Source organism: Faecalibacterium tardum (assembly GCF_040096515.1).
GTDB lineage: Bacteria > Bacillota > Clostridia > Oscillospirales > Ruminococcaceae > Faecalibacterium > Faecalibacterium tardum.
On record NZ_JBBMEO010000002.1, the window covers coordinates 35,143 to 57,282 of the forward strand.

The window sequence follows — 22,140 nt, forward strand, 5'->3', positions numbered from 1 at the left end:
AAAACAACAAGGAGAACCCAATCATGGATTGCATTGATCTTTTCAAGCGTGCCGCTATGGCACTGCAGACCGACCCCCGCTACGTCATTCTGGATCAGGCCCGCAAGGCAAACGACAAAGATGAGGAGCTGCAGAACCTGATCGGCGAGTTCAATCTGGCCCGCATGGATCTGAACAACGAGATCGGCAAGAACGAGCGCGACGACGCCCGCATCGCTGAGCTGAACGAGAAGGTGAACAGCCTCTACGGCCAGATCATGGGCAACGAGGGCATGGTGGCATACAACGAGGCCAAGCGCGAGTGCGAGAATCTGGTCAACTATATCGACGCCATCATCAACACCGCCATGAACGGCGGCGACCCCATGACCGTGCAGGAGCCTTCTGCCTCCTGCACCGGCAGCTGCTCCACCTGCGGCGGCTGCCACTAAGCAGAGTTTTCATCGGAACGCGGCTGTGCAACACAGACCGCGTTTTGTTTGCACCGGCGGTTACAGCCCACAAACCGGCTGACGGAACCATACAAGGGAAAGAGGAAAAACCATGGCAGAGCTTTCGCCCATGATGCAGCAGTATCTTGAGATCAAAAACCAACATAAGGACGAAATTCTTTTTTACCGCATCGGCGATTTTTACGAAATGTTCTTCGACGATGCCGTCACGGCGTCCCGGGAGCTGGATCTTACCCTTACCGGCAAGCAGTGCGGCCTTGCGGAGCGCGCCCCCATGTGCGGCGTGCCCTTCCACAGCTACGAGGGCTATGTGGCGCGTCTGATCGCCAAGGGGTATAAGGTGGCCATCTGCGAGCAGGTGGAGGACCCCGCCAAGGCGAAAGGCCTTGTTAAGCGGGACATCATCCGGGTGGTCACCCCCGGTACGGTCATCGAGAGCAGCATGCTGCAGGACGACCGCAACAACTACATTGCCAGCCTGTACCTCAAGGGTAAAAAGGCCGGCCTGTGCTTTGCAGATGTTTCCACCGGTACGGCGCATATCACCGAGCTGACGGCGGATAAGATCGCCCCGGCGGTCATTACCGAGCTGTGCCGCTACCATCCCAGCGAGGTGCTGCTGAACCCCGGCCTGCTGGACTGCCGCGAGGTGACCGCCTACATCAAAAAGAACATGAGCTGCTCGGTGGAGCTGGTCGAGGACGAGCGCTATGCGCCGGGGCTGGTGGCGTCTGCGCTGGAGGAGCAGTTTGGCCGCGACTGGCCGCAGACCACCGGCATAGCCGCCGAGGGCCTTGTGCGCTTTTCCATGGCCGCGCTGCTGGAATACCTGCACGATACTCAGATCAAGGGTGTGGAGCGGTTAAAGACCGTCATTACTTACAACGAAGCTCAGTTCATGCGGCTTTCGCCGGTCACCCGGGCAAACCTTGAATTGACCGAGACCCTGCGCGGCCGCGAAAAGCGCGGCACCCTGCTGTGGGTGCTGGATAAGACCAGCACCGCCATGGGCAAACGTATGCTGCGCAGCTGGATTGAGCAGCCGCTCATTTCCAGCCAGCTTATCAACCACCGCCTGAACGCAGTGGAGGCGCTGGTGCGTCAGACCATGGTGCGCGGCGACCTGACCGAAGAACTGCACTACATCGCGGATCTGGAGCGCCTGATGACCCGCACGGTGTACGGCTCTGCCACACCTAAGGAAATCTACACCCTTGCCCAGACCTGCGACCGTCTGCCCGGTCTGCGCAAGCAGGCTGAGGGCTGCAACTGCCCGGAACTCTCCGAGCTTGCTGCCTGCATCGACCCGCTGGAGGACATCAAGGCGCGCATTTATGCCGCAGTAGACCCGGACGCGCCCTCCACCCTCAAGGATGGCGGTGTTATCGCCAAGGGTTACCATGCTGAGGTGGACGAGCTGCGCTCCATCCGCGATAACACCAAGGGCGTGCTGGCGCAGCTGGAAGCCCGCTTGCGGCAGGAGACCGGCATTCCAAAGCTGAAAATCGGCTATAACCATGTGTTTGGCTACTTCATCGAGGTGAGCAACTCCTACAAGAACCTTGTGCCGGAGACCTACATCCGCAAGCAGACCCTTACCTCCGGCGAGCGTTACATCACACAGGAGCTGAAGGAGCTGGAAAGCAAGATCCTTGGCGCACACGAGCGGCTCATCTCGCTGGAACGCCGCCTGTTTGACGAACTGCTGGAAAGCATCGGTGCACAACTGGATCATATCCAGCGCACCGCCAATGCCATTGCCCAGCTGGATGTACTGGCTGCGCTGGCGCAGGTCGCTGCGGAAAACAACTACTGCCGCCCCGTGGTGGACGACAGCGATGTGCTGACCATCACCGAGGGACGTCACCCCGTTGTGGAGCAGGTGCTCAAGGGCAGTATGTTTGTGCCAAACGATACCACCCTCAACTGCACCACCGACCGCTGCCTCATCATCACCGGCCCCAACATGGCGGGTAAATCCACCTATATGCGTCAGAATGCCCTCATTGCGCTGATGGCACAGATCGGCTCCTTTGTGCCGGCTGCCAGCTGCCATGTGGGCGTGGTGGACGCCATCTTCACCCGCATCGGCGCATCGGATGACCTTGCTGCAGGCCAGTCCACCTTTATGGTGGAGATGACCGAGGTAGCCGAAATTCTGAAAAACGCCACCGCCAAAAGCCTTGTGGTGCTGGACGAGATCGGTCGTGGCACCTCCACCTTTGACGGCATGAGCATCGCCCGCGCCGTGGTGGAGCATATCGCCGACCCCGCCAAGGGGCTGGGCTGCAAGACCCTGTTCGCCACCCACTACCACGAGCTGACCGAGCTGGAAGGCACCGTAGAGGGCGTAAAAAATTACAACATCGCGGTCAAAAAACGCGGTGAGGACATCACCTTTCTACGGCGCATCGTGCGCGGCCCCGCCGACGACAGCTACGGCATCGAGGTGGCAAAGCTGGCCGGTCTGCCCGGCAGCGTGACCCGCCGTGCCCACGAGGTACTGCGTACGCTGGAAGCCTCTGCGCCCAAAAACAAGGTGGAGCAGATGGACTTTGACGCCTTGCAGGAGTACAATTCCCCGGCAGTGCCCAGCGAAATGATGGAAAAGCTGGAAGCTGTGGATGTGGAAACGCTTACTCCCATTGAAGCACTGAACTTTTTGTACGAGCTGAAAAAGACCCTCAAGGGCAGCCTGAACGGCTGACCGCAAAAATTAACCACAGGGGAGGGAAAAGACCATGGCAGTCATCCATGTTCTGGATAAGCATACCGCGGAGCTGATCGCCGCCGGTGAGGTGGTGGAGCGCCCCGCATCGGTGGTCAAGGAGCTTTTGGAAAACTCCATCGATGCCGGTGCAACGCAGGTCACCGTAAGCATCGAGTCCGGCGGCGTAAAGCTGATCGAGATCAGCGATAACGGCACCGGCATTGATGCCGAGTATATCCCGACAGCCTTCATCCGCCACGCCACCAGCAAAATTGAAAAGCCGGATGACCTGAACAGCATCCATACACTGGGCTTCCGCGGCGAGGCACTGGCCTCTATTGCCAGCGTGGCGCGGGTAGAGCTGCTCACCCGCACCGAGGTGGACGAGTTTGCCACCTGCTACCGCATCGCCGGCGGCGAGGAGCAGGGCAGGGAGCCTGCAGCCCGTGCTGTGGGCACCACCATCCGGGTACAGGATTTGTTCTACAACACCCCCGCCCGCATGAAGTTCCTCAAAAAGGACTCCAGCGAGGGCACCTTTGTGGCAGATAACGTGGGTCATGTGGCGCTCAGCCACCCGGAGGTCAGTGTCAAGTTCATCCGGGAGGGCAAGCTGCAATACGTCACCCCCGGCGATGGCCAGCTGCGCAGCGCCGCCTACGCGGTGCTGGGGCGGGAGTTCAGTCGCGACCTCATCGAGGTGCGCTCTGAGGAAGGACTGTACCGGGTCACGGGTCTGATCACTCCGCCCAAGAGCTGCCGCGCCAGCCGCAGTATGCAGCATTTCTACATCAATGGCCGCTATGTGCGCAACCGTACCATCATGGCGGGCATGGAAATGGCCTTTAAAGGCACGACCATGCAGGGCAAGTTCCCGGGCGGCATCTTGCTGCTGGAAATGCCCACTGACCTTGTGGATGTCAATGTCCACCCTGCAAAGATCGAGGCTCGCTTTGCCCGGGAAAATGACGTGTTCGACGTTGTTTACCATGCGGTCAAGCTGGCGCTGGCACAGCCCGGCACCGGGGAACGCCGCTTCACCTTTGAAGCAGACGAAAAAGAGAAAACTGAAAAAGAAAACGATATTCAGAGCGAAAATACTGTAAAGAATAATAGCTTTACAGGGCTTTCCGCCGTCATTCCGGGTCAAGCGGCCCCCGGCACACTGCCTGCGCAGCATTGGCAGGCATCCGCGCCGCAGCGCTCCGCCGATGCACCGGTGAAAACCCCTGCTTTTACGGCAGATAACCCGCCGGTACAGCCCGCACAGCCTGCCCGCGCGGCGGCTGCCGTGCCCTCGTGGCGGCAGTCTGCCCCCGCTGAGGACATTCTGGATCCGGTGGTCACCCTCCACAGCCCGGAAAAATTGGATGCAACCGAAGTCCAGCCCGCACCGCAGCCCTTCCGGGCAGCCGCTGCTGAGGCACAGCTGGATGTGCACCCGGAGACGGACACCGCAGCCGACCCGCCGCTGGATCACATGGCGGCATGGAACACCATGCCCGCCGCCCCGGAGATCGAAGCCGCAACGGCGCCCTATCAGCCGGAGGAGTCCGCGCAGCCGGAACAGCTGGGCTTTGATGTGCCGCAGGGGGAAGAACCGCTGCGCTATGTGGGCGAAGTATTCCGTACCTATATTCTTGCCGAGCGGGGAGACGAGCTGTGTCTGATCGATAAGCACGCTGCCCACGAGCGTCAGCTGTACGAAAAGCTTGCCGCCAACTACGGCAATGTGCCCAGCCAGCTGCTGCTGCAGCCCGCCGCCATCGACCTTTCCGCAGAGGAAAAGCAGGCGCTGCTGGAAAATCAGCCCCTGCTGGAAAACGCCGGGCTGGACGTGGCGGACTTTGGCGGCAGCACCGTGCTGCTGCGCGCCGTGCCTGCGGACGTAGAGCCACAAAACGCCGAGGATCTATTGGTGGAGATCGCCGACCGCCTGCTCAAGGGCAGCCGGGACGCGCTGAACGAGCACACCGAGTGGGTGCTGCACTCCATCTCCTGCCGCGCCGCCATCAAGGCAGGGGACAAGTCCTCTCCGCAGGAGCTGATGGCACTGGCCGAGAAGATCCTCTCCGGCGAGGTGCCGCCCTTCTGCCCCCATGGCCGTCCCTGCGTGCTCAAGCTTACCCGAAAGGAGTTGGAAAAGCAGTTTGGACGCATCGTATAATGCAAAACCTGCCGTGGTGGCTGTGGTAGGCCCCACCGCCACCGGCAAGACCGCGCTGGGCGTTGCGCTGGCGCAGCAGTTTTCCGGCGAGGTCATCAGCGCCGACTCCATGCAGATCTACAAAGGTCTGGATGTGGGCACCGCCAAGGTCACCCCGCAGGAGACCTGCGGCATTCCGCACCACGGCGTGGATATCCTCACCCCGGAAAAGACCTTCAGCGTGGCAGATTTTACCGCGCTGGCAGGGGAGTATATTCAGGATATCACCGGCCGGGGGCATCTGCCGCTGCTGGTAGGCGGTACCGGCCTATATGTGCAGAGCCTTTTGTACGGCGTGCGTTTTACCGCCGAAAAAGCCCCGGACGGCCTGCGCGAGCAGCTGACCGCAGAGCTGGAAGCCATCGGCCCGGAGGCCATGTACGCAAAACTGCAAGCCGTGGACCCCGAGGCTGCCGCTGCCATCCACCCCAATAATAAGGTACGGGTGCTGCGGGCGCTGGAGCACTACCGCGCCACCGGCAAGCGTCTCAGCGAACAAAAGGCCGATTCGCTGCCGCCGGAGCGCCCCTACCGCAGCCTTGTGCTGGGACTGGACTTCCCGGAGCGTGCAGCGCTGTACCGCCGCATCGACCTGCGAGTGGATAAAATGCTGGAGGCCGGGCTTTTAGCTGAAGCGGAATACGTCTGGCGCAACCGCGAAGCCTTTCGCACCGCCGCACAGGCCATCGGCTATAAAGAATTTTTCCCGTATTTTGAACAGACCGCCGCGCTGGATGCCTGTACTGAAAAACTCAAACAGGCCTCCCGCAACTACGCCAAGCGCCAGCTGACATGGTTCCGCCACATGGACGGGGTCACATGGCTGGACGCCGGAGCGGCAGACGTGCGGCAGACTGCCCTGCGTCTGACCCAAGACTTTTTATCGAAAGGATGATCCTTATGCCGGAAACTCCTCAGGAACCGCGCCACAAGCTCTCTGCGCTTACCACGCTGGCGGTCGTGCTGGCCACCTTTTTGCTGGCGGCGGCAGCGTATGTCTGCTGGCAGGCGGCGCACATCCTTTTCCCCCAGAACGTCTACGAAACGGCGCTGCCTATCACCATCTCCGATACCATTGAAGCGGACGGCGTGCTGCTGTTTGACGAAACCTGCATTTCCGGCAGTGGCAATCTGGGCTACCTTGTCTTGGACGGCGAGCGGGTGTCGGCAGGCACTGCCGTTGCAGAGCTGTACACCGATGCCAATCAGGCAGTGTTGCGCCAGCAGCTGACCCAGCTCACCAGCCAGATCGACCTGTTGCAGCGCTCCCAGAACACCGCAGCCACCCAGCTGGACGGCTTGCTCAAAGAGCGCTCCGGCGCACTGTACGATCTGCTGGATGCGCTGGACACCGACCGCTACAGCGATGTGGACAGCAGCGCCGATGCTTACCTGCTGGCGCAGAACAAGCTGTGGATCACCACCGGCGATACCGCCGGCTTTGCGGATCAGATCGCGCTGCTTGCCCAGCAGGCACAGACCGTGCAGGGCCAGCTGGGCAACCCCACTCAGATCACCGCCCCCACCACCGGCTACTTTGTCCGGGCCGCCAGCAGCGGACGGCTGAATGCCGGTGCTGCGGACATTCTGGCACAGAGCCCGGAGCAGCTCAAGGCTTATCTGGACTCCGACCCCGAGATGCCGCTGGACGGCTGTGTAGGCAAGCTGGTAGCCGGGTTCAGCTGGCAGTACGCCGGGGTGTGCTCCGCAAGGCAGGCCGAAAAGCTGCTGGGCTCGGACGGTAAGCCCCTGCGCACGGCAGTGGAGATCAGCTTTCCCGGCCAGAGCGATGCCGCTCTGCGCGCCACCGTCACCGAGGTGACCATTGACGCAGAAAAGGATATTGCCCGCTTTGTGCTGCGCTGCAACTCCATCAACGGCGATGTGCTGTGCCTCAACCACGCCCGCGCCCGTATCAGCACCAGCGAGAGCACCGGTCTGCGGGTGCCTGCCGCAGCAGTGCACTACCTGAAAGAGGACGGCACCGAGGCCGAAACGCAGGGCGAAAACTACATCCCCGGCGTGTATGTCAAGTACGGCAACATCGCCCGCTTCTGCAAGATCGACCCCGTGGATGCCGACCATCCGCTGGTCACGGAAGGGGATTACATCCTTGTTTTGCCCAAGGGAACGGACGGTTCCGTCAGTCAGGTAAGGCTTTATGACGAAATAATCGTCTCGGGACAAAATTTATATGACGGAAAACTTTTGTAGTTATTGACATCTGCTGAAAAAAATCAGATAATAGTAAAAGCTATTTGCATTCTTTTTGCAAAGAACGCCAGGCAGCCGGGCGCTGCCCGAATGAAAGGAGCAGATAATTATGTCTTTGCTGGATAGCATTAAAAAGGGTCTGATGGGCGAAGGGGACGAGTACGAGGATCAGTACATCGATGACGGCCCCCAGATGGTGAACAACAACAACAGCGGCGTTGGCATCGGGATGGATGAAGAGACCGAAGAGCCTGCCGAGGGCACCAGCAAAAAGAACAAGGTGGTCAACATCCATGCTACCACCCAGCTCAAGGTGGTTCTGGTTAAGCCCGAGCGGTTCGAGGATGCCAGTACCATTGCCGACCATCTGAACAACAAGCGTACCGTGGTGCTGAATCTGGAGTCCACCAACAAGGAGGTCTCCCGCCGTCTGGTAGACTTTTTGTCCGGCGTGGCCTATGCCAACAACGGCCAGATCAAGCGCGTAGCCAACAGCACCTTTATCATTACCCCGTACAACGTGGATATCATGGGCGATCTGCTGGACGAGCTGGAGAACAATGGCGCATTCTATTGATCCGGCAGCCGGTGCGGTGCGCGGCTTTGTGCCCGCCCGCAATGATGAGGAACGCTACCTTATGCGGCATATCGAGGATCTTGCCGACGCGGCTTTTTCCCGCGGCATAGTCCGGTACTCTGCGTTCCTCAGCGACCGCGAGCAGGATCTTGCCCGGGCGGCACTGGGACGTGCCGGTGTGCGGGACGGCTGGCGTTTTGACGGCGGCTGGCCCGAGGCTGAGCGCCGGGTGCTCTGTCTGGAGCCAGAGTACAGCTACGGCGAGTGTCCGGTGCGCTGCGTACAGCTGCAATGCCGGGCACTGCCCGGTGCGGCGCTTCCGGCGCACAAGGACTATCTGGGCAGCCTGATGGGGCTTGCCCTCAAGCGCGAGGCGCTGGGGGATATCCTGCTGCCTGCCGATGCGCCGGGCACAGCCTATGTGTTCGCGCTGGAACCGGCGGCAAAGCTCATCTGCCGGGAGCTGTGTCAGGCGGGACGCACCGAGGTGTCCACCCGCCTGCTGGAACCGGACGAGATCCCGGCTTTCCCGGCACCGGAGCGGCAGCTGCTCACCGCTACTGTGTCCTCCCTGCGGCTGGACGCGGTGCTTTCTGCTATGCTGCACATCAGCCGCGGTACCGCTGCGGAGCTGATCGAGGCGGGCAGGGTAGAGATCAACCATCTGCCGGTAGAAAAGCCCCATGCCACCGTATACGAGCAGGATGTGTTCACTGTGCGCGGCAAGGGTCGCTTCCGGCTGACTGCATTGCCCGGGAAAAGTAAAAAAGATCGTTCGATCATTGAGTTCTTTCAATATTAAAAGCTATGGGAGGAAATGACTATGCTGACTCCGCAGGATGTCCGCTCTGTACAATTTGAAAAAACCCTCCGCGGCTACCGTACAGAGGACGTGGATCGTTTTCTGGACAAGGTCGAGGAGCAGCTGCAGCAGAACGATGCGCAGGCAGAGCAGCTGCGCAAGCAGATCGCTGATCTGACCGCAGAGAACCAGAAGCTCAAGGGCGAGCTGCAAAGCTTTGAGGCTGACGGCGATATGCTCAAGAGCGCACTGATCAACGCCCAGCGCATGGGCGAAAACGTGATCCGCGAAGCAAACCAGAAGGCCGAGGAGATCATCCACCGTGCAAACCTGCGGGGCGATGATATCATCCGCGACGCCAACGAGCTGCTGCAAAAGGCAAGCGACCGCGCAGACGAGATCGAGAACGAGGCCAACGAGAAGCGTCTGGCTGAGGAGCGGGAGTACGACCGCGTCCGTCTGGAGGTCACCCGCTTCAAGGCGGATGTGCTCAATTTGTACCGCAGCCACGTGGAGTCTTTGAGCCGTCTGCCGGAGTTCCAGAAGGAAACCAAGGATGCTGAAAAGGACGCCCCCGCACAGGACGCAGAGCCTGCGCAGGAAGCTGCCGAAGAGCAGCCCGCCGCACAGCCCGAGACTGCCCCCGCAGCCGATGCCGCAGCAGCCCCGGCACAGCAGCCTGCCGAGCCGACCGAAACCACCGAATCTGCCGCCCCTGCCGATGACGACAAGGCGGCTGACAGCAGCGAGGATTTCTGGGCAAAGGACGAAAGCCAGCTCAAGCTGGACCCGCCTCCTGCTGATATGAAGCCGGACGAGCCGGACTACGACGCTTTTCAGGGCGTAAAGTTCAGCGAGTAAGGCACCCAACGCAAAAATAGAGGAGAGTGTAAACCATTGGCTAAGAACAAATCGCAGTACGACAGCACGTTGAATCTGCCCAAGACCCTGTTTGAGATGCGCGCCGGTCTGCCTAAAAAGGAACCGGTCATGCTCAAGGACTGGGACGACAACGACCTGTACAACCAGCTCATGAAGCACAACGAGGGCAAGCCCCAGTTCATTCTGCACGACGGCCCTCCGTATGCAAACGGCAACATCCACATGGGCACCGCCCTGAACAAGATCATCAAGGATATCATCATCCGCGAAAAGAACATGGAGGGCTATCAGGCTCCCTATGTGCCCGGTTTTGATACCCATGGCCTGCCCATTGAGCTGAAGGCTCTGTCCTCGGTGGGTGACAAGAAGAAGGACATCTCCAAGCTGGAGCTGCGCCAGATCTGTGAAAAGTTTGCCACCGAGCATATTGACATCATGAGCGACCAGTTCAAGCGTCTGGGCGTCATCGGTGATTTCGAGCACCCCTACCTGACCCTGAAGCCGGAGTTTGAGGCACGTCAGATCGAGATCTTCGGCGAGATGGCCAAGAAGGGCTACATCTACAAGGGCCTCAAGCCCGTGTACTGGTGCCCGGACTGCCGCACCGCGCTGGCAGAAGCCGAGATCGAGTACGGCGAGGACGACTGCGATTCCATCTTTGTGCGCTTCCACGTTTCGCAGGACCCCAACGGTGTGCTGGCAAAGTACGGCATCCCCATGGATAAGACCTACTTCGTCATCTGGACCACCACCACCTGGACCCTGCCCGCCAACGAGGCCATCTGCCTGAACGGTCAGTTCGAGTACTCCTTCGTCAAGATCGGCGAGGAGTACCACATCATGGCGACCGAGCTGGTCAAGAGCGTCATGGACGCCTGCCACATCGAGAACTACGAGATCGTGGGCGAGCCCGTTTCCGGCGCTGAGTTCGAGCTGATGCGCTACAACCACGTCTACCTGCCCAAGGAGGGCTGGGTCATTCTGGGCGACCACGTCACGCTGGAAAGCGGTTCTGGCTGCGTGCACACCGCAGGCGGCCACGGCGTGGACGACTTCAACGTCTGCCAGAAGTATCCGCAGGTGCCCATCACCGTGCCCGTGGACGACGGCGGTTACCTGACCGAACTGGCCGGTAAGTACGCTGGGCAGCGCGTGTGGGCAGCCAACAAGACCATTCTGGCCGACCTGACTGCTTCCGGCGCTGTGATGGGTCAGGTGCACATCAAGCACCAGTACCCCCACTGCTGGCGCTGCCACAACCCCATCATCTTCCGTGCTACCGAGCAGTGGTTCTGCTCCATTGCCAAGTTCCGCGAGGACGTGTACAAGGCCATTGATACCGTCACTTGGATGCCGGATTGGGGCCATGACCGCATGACTGGCATGGTGCGCGACCGCAACGACTGGTGCATCAGCCGTCAGCGCACTTGGGGCGTGCCCATCCCCGCCTTCTACTGCAAGAAGTGCGGCACCTACCACATCACCGATGCTACCATCAAGGCTGTCAGCGCCCTGTTCCGCAAGGAAGGCTCTGACGCATGGTATAAGTACGATGCCGAGCAGATCATCCCCGCAGGCGAAGTGTGCGAAAAGTGCGGCGCTTCCGAGTGGGAGAAGGACACCGACATCATGGACGTCTGGTTCGACTCCGGCTCCACCCACGCTGCCGTGCTGGACGAGCGTCCCGAGCTGCGTTTCCCCGCCGATATGTATATGGAAGGCGGCGACCAGTTCCGCGGCTGGTTCCAGTCCAGCCTGCTGACCAGCGTTGCAAGCAAGGGCTGCGCACCCTATAAGTCCGTGCTGTGCCACGGCTGGGTTGTGGACGAGCAGGGCAAGCAGATGCACAAGAGCGCCGGCAACGGCGTGGAGCCCAGCGAGATCATCAAGGACTACGGCGCAGATATCATCCGTCTGTGGGTGGCTTCCTCTGACTACACCGTGGACGTGCGTGCCGGTAAGAACATCTTCAAGCAGCTCAGCGAGGCTTACCGCAAGATCCGCAACACCGCCCGCTTCATTCTGGGCAATCTGGACGGCTTTGACCCCAACACCGATTGCGTGGCAGACGACCAGCTGCAGGATATCGACCGCTGGGCACTGGCTGCGCTGGATGACCTGATCGCCAACACCAACGCAGGCTACGCTGTGTATGACTTCAACAAGGTCTACCACGCCGTGTACAACTTCTGCGTGGTGGCCATGTCCAACTTCTATCTGGATGTCACCAAGGATCGTCTGTACTGCACCAACGGCGCAGCCCGCAAGGCCGCCCAGACCACCATGTACAAGATCCTTGTCGCTCTGGATAAGATCATTGCCCCCATCCTGTGCTTCACCAGTCAGGAGATCTGGGACTTCATGCCCAAGACCGAGGGCATGAACAAGTATGTGGTGTTCGAGCAGATGCCCAAGGCTGGCCAGTACGCCGCCGATGATGCCTTCAAGGCAAAGTGGGCACAGCTCATCGCCGTGCGCGACGAGGTCAAGAAGGTGCTGGAGCAGGCCCGTGCCGAAAAGCTGATCGGTGCTTCTCTGGAAGCCTCCGTCACCCTGTACTGCAACGATGCCGTCTATGACCTGCTGAACAGCATCCCCATGGACGAGCTGGCCGACCTGATGATCGTCTCCCATGTGGAGCTGGTCAAGGGTGAGGGCGGCGCTGCCAGCGCTGTCGAGGGCTTGGGCGTTGCAGCTGCACACGCCACCGGCGACAAGTGCGAGCGCTGCTGGAAGTACTCTGCTTCCATCGGCAGCCACCCCGCACACCCCACCCTGTGCGCACGCTGCGCCAGCGTTGTGGAAGCATAAGCGTCCCGCATAAATACAAATCTGTTTTGTAAAAGGGCGGCGCTCCCTTGACCGGGGAGCGCCGTTTTTTATAGCAGAAACGAGGTAGCTAATGGCATTTGTACTCTTCAATCTGGCGGCTGTGGCGGCACTGGTCGGCATCGACCAGCTGATCAAACTGTGGGCAGTGCAGGCTTTGCAGCCGGTAGGTGCTATGCCGCTCATCCCCCATGTGGTGGAGCTGCGGTTCGTGCTCAATCAGGGCATGGCCTTCAGCCTGCTCAGCGGCAAGCAGCTGTTCCTGATCATCGCCACAAGCGCGGCGTTGCTGGCGGTCGCCTACGGCCTGTTTTTCCGCAGCCGCGGCAAGCGCTTGCAGCAGGCAGCGCTGGTGTTGGTGCTGGGCGGCGGTATCGGCAACCTGATCGACCGTGTGCTCAACGGCGAGGTAGTGGACTACATCAACCTGCTGTTCATGCGGTTTGCCGTGTTCAATTTTGCGGATATCTGTGTTTGCGTGGGCGTGGCACTGTGGGTGCTGGTGATCTTTTTGGATGAGCTCCACGCCGATGATGTCGCCAAGGAGCAGTAAACAATGGAACAGCGTGAATTTATCGTAGAGCAGGAGACTGCCGGCCAGCGCATCGACCGCTTTCTCAGCGGCGAGGACACCGGCCTGTCCCGCTCGGCGCTGCAGGCGCTGGTGGCCGAGGGGCATGTGCAGTGCAACGGCAAAACCGTTGCCAAAAGCCTGAAGCTCAAGGCAGGGGACACCGTGCTGCTGGAGATCCCGGACGCAAAGCCCATTGAGGCCGTGCCGCAGGATATCCCGCTGGACATCGTCTACGAGGACTCCCATCTGCTGGTGGTCAACAAGCCCAAGGGCATGGTGGTGCACCCCGCGCCCGGCAACCCGGACGGCACGCTGGTCAATGCCCTGCTGTGGCACTGCAAGGGCAGTCTTTCCGGTATTGGCGGCGAGATCCGCCCCGGCATCGTCCACCGCATTGATAAGGACACCAGCGGCCTGCTGGTGGTGGCAAAGGACGACGCCACCCACATCGGGCTTTCCCAGCAGATGGCGGTGCACAGCGTAGAGCGCGCCTACCAGACGGTGGTCTACGGCGGCTTTACGCAGGACGAGGGCTTTGTGGAAGCAAACCTTGGCCGCAGCAAGACCGACCGCAAAAAAATGGCGGTCTACCCGGCCACCGAGCCCCACACCAAGTACGCCTACACCGGCTATAAGGTGCTGGAGCGGCTGGGCGAGTTCACCCTGCTGGAATGTCGCCTAAAGACCGGCCGCACCCATCAGATCCGCGTACACATGGCCTCCATCCACCATCCGGTGGCGGGGGATCCGGTGTACGGCCCTCACAACTGCATCACCAGCCTGCACGGTCAGTGCCTGCACGCCAAAACGCTGGGCTTTATCCACCCCATCACCGGGGAGCAGCTGCGGTTCGATTCTGAGCTGCCGGACTACTTCACCCATTTTCTCGCAACTCTCAGGAGGAAAAACACATGAACGATTCTCTGGCATCCACTCTGGTGCTCTGTGATCTGGATAACCTGCTGCTGGGCGAGGATGGAAACCTGACCCAGGTGGTGCGGGACGTTTTGCAGCTGTTCAGCAACCGCGGCGGCAGACTGACTGTTTTTTCGCAGCGCTCTCCGCGTGCCGTGCGCTCCATTTTGGGCAGCGTGCGTCTGGCAGCGCCTGCGCTGGTGTGCGGCGGCACCATGGCTTACCACTATGCCGATGGCAACCGGGTGCCCCTGTGCAGCTTTGCCCAGCAGCAGGAGCTTTTCAACTGCCTGCCGGACACCCCCGGCGTGGGTGTCGCCGTGCAGATGCAGGATGGCACCACCCGGGTGCTGCGCATGAGCAATGCGCTGGAGCGCCATCTGCGGCAGGAGTGGACCCCCTATCTGCTGGCAAACGCCGCTGATATCCACCCCGAGCAGGTGCTGCGGGTGCTGTTGTATCAGGACAGCAAGTCTGTGCCCCTGATCTCGCTGGCGGAAAAGGCCATTGGAGATCGTGTTGCCCTGCTGGGCGAACGTATCGCCCCGGACACCCTTGTCCTTACCCCTAAGCGCATCTCCGGCCGGGAAATGCTGGACACCGTCTGCACCATGGCGCAGGTGGGTGCAGAGCAGGTTCTGGTGCTGGCTGGCAGTCAGCCCATGCTGGAGCTGGTGCAGGCTGTGGAGCACAGCGCTGTTGCCGCCGATGCCCCGGCAGAGCTGCGCCTTGCCGCCAGGCAGATCACCCTGACGGATGCCGCCGGTGGCGCTGCCGTGGAGGTTTTGTACCGCATGGTGCGTGCTGCTGAAAAATCCGTGTAAAACTTATGCAAAGTCCTCTGTGAATTTTCCGCAGAGGGCTTTCTTTTTGGCAAAAAATCAGGTAGAATGGGAGAAGAAACTATGCCGGACAAAAAGCGCCGCGAAAGGCTGTTTCTGCTGCTGTGCCTTGCCGTCGCAGGGGTCTGCGCAGGGCTGGCATTTCGCTTCGCAGTGCCGTTGCGGTCGCAAAAGCCGCAGACACTGCCGGACACAAAGGAACTGGCAGCGTACACACAGGTGGAGCTGAACACAGCCGATGCGGATGCTTTGTGCACCCTGCCCGGTGTCGGCCCACGCAATGCTCAGGCTATACTGGACTACCGGGCGCAGTACGGCCCGTTTGCACAGGTGGAGGATGCCGCGCAGGTGCCGGGCATTACCCAAGCAATGGTAGATTCATGGGCAGGGCAGGCGTATGTCCGCTAGGGTGTAGCCTGCTTGCTGCCTTGGTCAAAGAGGAAATACGGAGATATATTGTTATGAGTGACGAATCGATCTTTATCAACCGCGAACTGAGCTGGCTGGATTTCAACCGCCGCGTTCTGGCGCTGGGCAAGGACAAGAATGTCCCGCTTGGCGAACGGATCAAGTTTCTGGCAATTTACGGCTCCAATCTGGACGAGTTTTTCATGGTGCGCGTGGGCTCCTTGCAGGAGCGCGCAAACCTTGAGCAGAGCAAGACCAAAAAGGAAAAGCGGGAAAACAAGACCAACATGACCGCCGCCGAGCAGCTGGCCGCCATTATGCCCAAAACGGCGCAGCTGCAAGAGGAATGCGATAAATTCTACGCAAAAGCGTTAGAAAATCTGGCGGAGAACGGCTACCATAAGGTGGATTTCGACCACCTGACCAAGGAGGAAGAGCATCTCTGGAAAAAATACTTTCAGTCGGAGCTGTTCCCCATCCTCAGCCCACAGATCGTGGATAACCGCCATCCGTTCCCGTTTTTGCGCAATAAGGAGATCTATCTTGGTGTGCTTCTCAAGGAAAAGCACACGCAGGAGCAAAGTCTTGGCATCGTGCCCATCTCCAGCCAGATGGAGCGGATGCACTTCATTAAAAAGGACGGAGCTGTGCAGTTTGCGCTCACCGAAGAGCTGGTGCTGCACTATGCGTCCAGCATCTTCGGCAAGGATTCCATGCAGGAAAAATGCCTGTTCCGGGTCACCCGCAACGCGGATATCGATGTAAAAGAGGGCATGATGGATCACGATATTGATTATCGTGAGATCATGACCGAGCTGCTCCGGCGTCGCCGCAAGCTGGCGGCTGTCCGTTTGCAGATCACTCCCGCCCCTGCACCGGAGGTGGAGCGGCTGCTGTGCAGCCGTCTGGAGCTGACCCGCAAGCGGGTATTTCTGCAAAAGAGCCCGCTGGACCTGAGCTTCTTCTTCAAGCTTTCCGGCCGCATGGAGGCCGAGGGACACCCGGCGCTGTTCTACACCCCCGCACGCCCCATGCTGCCGCCGCCGGATTATGATCTGGCCACTGAGGTACAGAAGCATGACGTGCTGCTCAGCTACCCGTACCAGTCCATCCGTCCCTTTATCGCCATGCTCAAAAAGGCCGCACAGGACCCGGACGTCATCTCCATTAAGATGACCCTCTACCGCATGGCGCGGGAGTCCCAGATCGTGCAGGCGCTGATGGAAGCAGCCGAAAACGGCAAGGAAGTGGTAGCGCTGGTAGAGCTGCGCGCCCGCTTTGACGAGCAGAACAACATCGACTGGTCCAAGCAGCTGGAAAGCGCCGGCTGCACCGTCATCTACGGCTTCGAGGATTATAAGGTGCACTCCAAGCTGACCCTCATCACCCGCAAGGGCGCAGAGGGCTACTCCTATATCACCCAGATCGGTACCGGCAACTACAACGAAAAAACCAGCGAACTGTATACCGATTATTCCTTCATCACCGCAGACGAGCGCATCGGCGAGGAAGCCTCCAAGGTGTTCCGCAATCTGGCCGTGCAGCAGCTCACTGAGGAAAGCGACAAGATGCTGGTGGCCCCGCTGCGCTTCAAAAGCGTGCTGCTGGACGAGATGGATCACGTCATCGCTGCCGCCCGCATGGGACGTCCGGCTTCCATGATCCTGAAAAACAACTCCATCAGCGACCGGGACATCATCCTCAAATTGCAGGAAGCCAGCTGTGCCGGGGTGCGCATTGATATGATCGTGCGCGGCATCTGCTGCGTGCGCGCAGAGGTGCCCGGCAAAACTGAGAACCTGCACATCCGCAGTTTGGTGGGACGGTATCTTGAGCATGGCCGTATTTACAGCTTCTTCGATGGCACCCATACCCGCATTTATATTGCCTCCGGTGACTTCCTCACCCGCAATACCGAGTGCCGCGTGGAGGTCGGCGTGCGGGTAGAGGATCCTGTTCTGGTGCAAAAGCTCACCGATATCCTTCAGCTGCAGCTGCGGGATAACGTCAATGCCCGGGTCATGGATGCCAACGGTAACTACCAGAAGGTAAAGCCCGCCGAGGGTGAACCGTTGGTCAACAGTCAGATGGGCATGTACGAGCTGCTGCGCAACGACTGGCAGCGCACCGAGCCGTGGAAGTGCACCACCCCTGCGCCGGAAACGGAAAAACCGGCGGCAGTCTGTCAGGAAGTTACCGTGGAGCAGCTGAAGCAGGAGCTGCCCCATGTATTCCAGCCTGCACCGGAAAAGGCCGAGAAGGCCGCCCCGGCGGCACAACAGCCCGACCACTATGAGGCGCTGGAGCAGATGCTGAACAATAAGCCCCGCGCTGCGCAGCCCGCCCCCAAAGCTCCGGCTGCACCCCGCCCGGCTGTAAAGCCTGTTGTCACCGCACCCAAGAAAAAGAGCCTACTGGAACGCATTGGGAGCTTTTTCCGGCGCTGATCTGTAAAATCATGTAAACCAAAAACAGAGCTGCTGCGCAGAAATTTGTGCGGCGGCTCTTTTTGTTTGCGTTCTCCTGCCTGCCGCTTATGCATACACTTTTCAGGATAGGGGGGACAGCGTATGCGGTCAAAACGGAGCGGACAGGCAGCAAAAATACGCAGACGGCGGTGGGGCATCATGGCACTTGTGCTGGCAGGGCTGGCACTCTGTCTGCTGGCGGCTTTACCGGTGCAGGCCGCGCGGAATACGAAAAAATGCTGTTTTCCGCTGGATACTGCGGTGTGGCGCATCTCGGATGTCTATGGCAAGCGGATCGACCCCTTTACCGGCAAGCCTGCGTTTCATCAGGGGCTCGACCTTGCCTGTGCGGCGGGTACAGCGGTGCGGGCGGTACAGGGCGGGGTAGTGACCGCAGCGGCATACAGCCCAAGCTACGGCAACCATCTGCGTATCCTGCACCCGGATGGCTGCGAGACCCGCTACGCGCACCTGCAATACCTCTATGTCCGCCCGGGAGAGGTGGTGCAGGCCGGGCAGACGCTTGGTACAGTAGGGCAGACAGGCCGCGCCACCGGTGCGCACCTGCATCTGGAACTGTGGCAGCAGGGCGCTGCCTGCGACCCCGCCGCCCTGCTGGAGAATGCCCCATGAGCCGGGTACGGGCGGGGAAGCTTGTATTCCGGGACCCGGTGCTGCTGTGCGGCGTGGTATATCTGCTGCTCTACTTTGATGCCAGCGGTTTTCTGCGTCTGGGGCTACTGGCGGCTATTCTGCACGAGCTGGGGCACATTTTTGTCTACTGCATCCAGCAAAGGCATCTGCCGGTCATCGAGGTGACCATGACCGGCTTTTGTATGCACACAGCAGGGGAGAGGCTCTCCCCGCGTCAGCGGCTCGTGCTGGCTGCCGCCGGGCCTGCGGTCAATTTTTTACTTGCCGGGGTGTGGGTGCTGCGCCTTTTACAGACCACTACCATCCGCGGCAGCGCGTTCTGGGCGGCGAATCTGCTGACCGGGCTGTTCAACCTTTTGCCAATCCCGCCGCTGGATGGTGCACAGATGGCGGCGTGTGCAGGGGCGCTGTGGCAGCAAAAACACGGAAAGTATGCACAAACCGCCGGAAACGATTGCAAAACCGGCACATTTGGGGTAAAATAAAAAGAACGCAAAAAACGGATTGTTTATGGAGGACCCGATGTTTGATCCCAAACTGAAAGAAGCGCTGGGACGGGTGCAGAAGCCCGGCCGCTATACCGGCGGCGAGCCCGGCAGTATCTATAAAGAAAAGGACAAGGTGGATGTGCGCTTTGCCTTCTGCTTCCCGGATACCTACGAGGTGGGAATGTCCTTTCTGGGCGAAAAGATCCTGTACGAGCTGCTCAACAGCCACGAGAACTGGTGGTGTGAGCGCGCCTTTATGCCTTGGCTGGATATGAAGGCAGAGATGGAGCGCCTGCAGCTGCCGCTGTACACCATGGAAAGCAAAGACCCTCTCACGGCCTTTGATGCTGTGGGCTTTACCTTGCAGTACGAGCTTTCCTATACCAATATCCTTGCCATGCTGGACTTGGCGGGCATCCCGTTCTATTCCAAAGACCGTGATGACCGCTGGCCGCTGATCGTGGCGGGCGGCCCCTGCGCCTGCAATGCGGAGCCCATTGCGGATTTCTTTGATGTTATCCAGCTGGGCGAGGGCGAGAACCAGCTGCCCGCCATCTGCGCTGAGATCGAAAAGGCAAAGAAAGAGGGCATCTCCAAAAAACAGCTGCTGCTCAACATTGCAAAGATCCCGGGCGTGTACATCCCGGCCTTCTACGATGTCACCTACCACGAGGACGGTAGAGTGAAGGCCATCACCCCCAACGAGCCGGGCATCCCCGCGCGCATCACGAAGGCCATCATCAAGGATCTGAACCAGTTCGCCCCGCCCACCAACTTTGTGGTGCCCATGGTAGGTGCTATTCAGGATCGCGCCAGCATCGAGGTGCTGCGCGGCTGCGTGCGCGGCTGCCGGTTCTGTCAGGCGGGCTTCTTGTACCGCCCCATGCGCCAGCGCGATGCCAGCCTGCTGAACAAGGCCGCGCAGGATCTGTGCGCCAACACCGGCTACGAGGAACTGAGCCTTTCCAGCCTTTCCACCTCTGACCACGGTCAGCTGGAAGAACTGCTGGACGATCTGAACGAGTGGGCGCCCAAGGAGCACGTCAGCCTGTCGCTGCCTTCCCTGCGCGTGGACAACTTCTCCCAGAGCCTCATTGAAAAAACCACCAAGGTGCGCAAGAGCGGCCTGACCTTTGCTGCCGAGGCCGGTACCCAGCGTCTGCGCAACGTCATCAACAAAAACGTCACTTGGGACGAGATTGAAAAGACCTGCACCATCGCCTTCAACGCGGGCTATACCTCGGTCAAGCTCTACTTCATGATGGGCCTGCCCACCGAGACCATGGAGGATATCGAGGGTATTGCCGAGACTGCTCAGAAGGTGGTAGACCTCTACTACAAGAACACGAACCACGCCAAGGGACGCGGCGTGCAGGTGACCATCAGCTGCGCCTGCTTTGTGCCCAAGCCCCACACCCCCTTCCAGTTTGTGCCCATGGATACCGCCGAGACCCTGCAGGCTAAGCAGAAGCACCTGCTGGAAAGCGTGCACAGCCGCAAGATCAAGGTGAACTACCACGACAGCACCACCAGCTTTTTGGAGGGCGTGTTTGCCAAGGGCGACCGCCGCCTTGCCCCGGTCATCGTGGAGGCTTATAAGCGCGGCTGCTACTTCGACGGCTGGGAAGAGTGCTTCAAGTACGATACATGGATGCAGACCTTTGCGGATCTGGGCATCGACCCCGCCTTCTACTGCCAGCGCCCCATCGCACTGGACGAGGTGACCCCGTGGTCTCACATGGACTACGGCATCACCCACGAGTATCTGGTGCGGGAGTACAACAAGGCTCTGGCCGCCCAGACCACCCCGCCCTGCAACCGTGCCTGCAACGCCTGCGGTGCCAACCATCTGTTAGGAGGTCCCTGCTTTGATTACAGTCAGAATCTCGTTTGAAAAGAAAAATGAAGCCTCCTATATCTCCCTGCTGGATCTGCAGCGGGTGATGCAGCGGGTGCTCAAGCGCAGCGGCCTGCCGGTGTGGCATACGCTGGGCTTCAACCCCCATATCTACATGACCTTTGCCTGCCCGCTCTCGCTGGGACAGGAGAGTGAGTGCGAGTGCGTGGACGTTAAGACCGAGGCCGAAGCCCCGGATTTTGTCCAGTGGCAGACTGCGCTCAACGCCATTATGCCCGCCGGTATCCACGTTACCCGTGTGGCTCCGGTGGAGATGAAGGCGGACAGCATTGCCTTTGCCTGCTACCGTATCAGCTACCCGGCGGCTGCCGCTGCGGTGCTGGAGCAGTATAACGCGCTGGAGACAGCCCCTGTGGAAAAGCACAGCAAGCGCGGCAAAAAGATCGTGGACCTTAAAGAGCATATCCCGCAGCTGCGCTATACCGCACTGGGGGACACCGTGCAGCTGGAGCTGTGTCTGCCCGCTGCGCAGGAACTGAACCTGAACCCCTCGCTGCTCACCGGTTTTCTGGAAGAAAAGTTCGGCCTGTCTGCCGCAAGCGCCAACATCCTGCGCACCAAATTTTTAACGGCAGACCGGCAGCTGTTTGTCTAAAGCTGCGCAAAAGTCCGTCTATCAGGCAAAACAGAAAATTTTTGCAAGATTTTTCGCTAAATTGCTTGCATTCAAGCCGGTTTTGTGCTATCCTATTAAGGCGTTAGTGTCCGCTGAGACCACAGCGGGGTTAATGACAAGTATTTATCATTAAACGGGCGGTCCTCTGACGGCTATGCCGTGCATGAACGTCTAAAAACAAATGGAGGATTCAAAAATGGACGCACTGAAGATTATTTCTGAAGGCAGCATCAAGGCTGAAAAGCCTCAGTTCAACGTTGGCGATACCGTCCGCGTTGATGTTCGTATCAAGGACGGCGACCGTGAGCGCATTCAGGCCTTCGAGGGCACTGTCATTGCTAAGAAGCACGGCGGCGTTGCAGAGACCTTCACCGTTCGCCGCGTGGCTTACGGTGTCGGCATCGAGCGTGTCTTCCCCGTCAACAGCCCCTTCGTTGAGAAGGTCACTGTTGTCCGCAAGGGCAAGGTTCGCCGCGCAAAGCTGTTCTATCTGCGTGGCCGTACGGGCAAGGCTGCCAAGGTCAAGAGCGATATTTGATCATCCCCGATTTGAAACCGGGAGAAAAGGGACAACTTGTTGTCCCT

19 protein-coding genes are annotated in these 22,140 nt (G+C 59.8%); all 19 read left to right on the forward strand.

Annotated features, from left to right (window positions below):
• Nucleotides 1-23 precede the first annotated feature (23 nt).
• The 19 genes from WMO44_RS02420 (at nucleotide 24) to rplS (ending at nucleotide 22,093) form a co-directional block, all read left to right on the forward strand.
• Nucleotides 24-431: a YlbF/YmcA family competence regulator gene (locus WMO44_RS02420; RefSeq protein ID WP_005925591.1), complete on the forward strand. Its 408-nt coding sequence runs from the start codon at nucleotides 24-26 to the stop codon at nucleotides 429-431.
• Nucleotides 432-543: 112 nt separating this feature from the next.
• On the forward strand, nucleotides 544-3,159 hold the full coding sequence (gene mutS, locus WMO44_RS02425) for a DNA mismatch repair protein MutS (protein WP_349151623.1): 2,616 nt from the start codon (nucleotides 544-546) through the stop codon (nucleotides 3,157-3,159).
• A 34-nt stretch (nucleotides 3,160-3,193) separates the two neighbouring features.
• On the forward strand, nucleotides 3,194-5,329 hold the full coding sequence (mutL, locus tag WMO44_RS02430; RefSeq protein ID WP_349151624.1) for a DNA mismatch repair endonuclease MutL: 2,136 nt from the start codon (nucleotides 3,194-3,196) through the stop codon (nucleotides 5,327-5,329).
• Nucleotides 5,313-6,263: a tRNA (adenosine(37)-N6)-dimethylallyltransferase MiaA gene (gene miaA / locus WMO44_RS02435; protein ID WP_349151625.1), complete on the forward strand. Its 951-nt coding sequence runs from the start codon at nucleotides 5,313-5,315 to the stop codon at nucleotides 6,261-6,263. Before mutL ends, miaA begins: the two co-directional genes overlap by 17 nt.
• A 5-nt stretch (nucleotides 6,264-6,268) precedes the next feature.
• Nucleotides 6,269-7,582: a biotin/lipoyl attachment domain-containing protein gene (locus tag WMO44_RS02440; protein WP_349151626.1), complete on the forward strand. Its 1,314-nt coding sequence runs from the start codon at nucleotides 6,269-6,271 to the stop codon at nucleotides 7,580-7,582.
• 109 nt (nucleotides 7,583-7,691) lie between these two features.
• Entirely contained in the window at nucleotides 7,692-8,159 is a 468-nt protein-coding gene (locus WMO44_RS02445; protein ID WP_055184243.1) for a cell division protein SepF, read from the forward strand.
• Nucleotides 8,143-8,961, forward strand: coding sequence for a YlmH family RNA-binding protein (locus WMO44_RS02450; protein WP_349151627.1), 819 nt, complete (start codon nucleotides 8,143-8,145; stop codon nucleotides 8,959-8,961). Before WMO44_RS02445 ends, WMO44_RS02450 begins: the two co-directional genes overlap by 17 nt.
• A 15-nt stretch (nucleotides 8,962-8,976) precedes the next feature.
• Complete coding sequence (locus WMO44_RS02455) at nucleotides 8,977-9,822, forward strand: DivIVA domain-containing protein (protein ID WP_349151628.1); 846 nt, start codon at nucleotides 8,977-8,979, stop codon at nucleotides 9,820-9,822.
• Between the two features lie 36 nt (nucleotides 9,823-9,858).
• Complete coding sequence (gene ileS / locus WMO44_RS02460) at nucleotides 9,859-12,654, forward strand: isoleucine--tRNA ligase (RefSeq protein ID WP_349151629.1); 2,796 nt, start codon at nucleotides 9,859-9,861, stop codon at nucleotides 12,652-12,654.
• 91 nt (nucleotides 12,655-12,745) lie between these two features.
• A complete protein-coding gene (gene lspA / locus WMO44_RS02465) occupies nucleotides 12,746-13,225 on the forward strand; it encodes a signal peptidase II (RefSeq protein ID WP_349151630.1) in 480 nt (159 codons plus the stop codon).
• A 3-nt stretch (nucleotides 13,226-13,228) separates the two neighbouring features.
• Complete coding sequence (locus WMO44_RS02470; RefSeq protein ID WP_349151631.1) at nucleotides 13,229-14,161, forward strand: RluA family pseudouridine synthase; 933 nt, start codon at nucleotides 13,229-13,231, stop codon at nucleotides 14,159-14,161.
• The gene (locus WMO44_RS02475; protein ID WP_349151632.1) at nucleotides 14,158-14,985 is read left to right on the forward strand and encodes an HAD hydrolase family protein; all 828 of its coding nucleotides are present in this window, start codon (nucleotides 14,158-14,160) and stop codon (nucleotides 14,983-14,985) included. The genes WMO44_RS02470 and WMO44_RS02475 overlap by 4 nt, the downstream gene beginning before the upstream one ends.
• Nucleotides 14,986-15,066: 81 nt before the next feature.
• Entirely contained in the window at nucleotides 15,067-15,411 is a 345-nt protein-coding gene (locus tag WMO44_RS02480) for a ComEA family DNA-binding protein (protein WP_349151633.1), read from the forward strand.
• A 53-nt stretch (nucleotides 15,412-15,464) separates the two neighbouring features.
• On the forward strand, nucleotides 15,465-17,858 hold the full coding sequence (ppk1, locus tag WMO44_RS02485) for a polyphosphate kinase 1 (protein ID WP_349151634.1): 2,394 nt from the start codon (nucleotides 15,465-15,467) through the stop codon (nucleotides 17,856-17,858).
• Nucleotides 17,859-17,981: 123 nt separating this feature from the next.
• Entirely contained in the window at nucleotides 17,982-18,512 is a 531-nt protein-coding gene (locus WMO44_RS02490) for a M23 family metallopeptidase (RefSeq protein WP_349151635.1), read from the forward strand.
• Nucleotides 18,509-19,018 carry a metalloprotease gene (locus tag WMO44_RS02495; RefSeq protein WP_349151636.1) on the forward strand — a complete coding sequence of 170 codons (510 nt, stop codon included), beginning with the start codon at nucleotides 18,509-18,511 and terminating at the stop codon, nucleotides 19,016-19,018. The genes WMO44_RS02490 and WMO44_RS02495 overlap by 4 nt, the downstream gene beginning before the upstream one ends.
• Nucleotides 19,019-19,055: 37 nt before the next feature.
• Nucleotides 19,056-20,915 (forward strand): TIGR03960 family B12-binding radical SAM protein, encoded by a 1,860-nt coding sequence (locus WMO44_RS02500; RefSeq protein ID WP_055184265.1) that lies wholly within the window; start codon nucleotides 19,056-19,058, stop codon nucleotides 20,913-20,915.
• Nucleotides 20,890-21,534 (forward strand): TIGR03936 family radical SAM-associated protein, encoded by a 645-nt coding sequence (locus WMO44_RS02505; RefSeq protein WP_349151637.1) that lies wholly within the window; start codon nucleotides 20,890-20,892, stop codon nucleotides 21,532-21,534. Before WMO44_RS02500 ends, WMO44_RS02505 begins: the two co-directional genes overlap by 26 nt.
• A gap of 217 nt (nucleotides 21,535-21,751) precedes the next feature.
• Entirely contained in the window at nucleotides 21,752-22,093 is a 342-nt protein-coding gene (rplS, locus tag WMO44_RS02510; protein WP_015538550.1) for a 50S ribosomal protein L19, read from the forward strand.
• The last annotated feature ends 47 nt before the right edge of the window (nucleotides 22,094-22,140 follow it).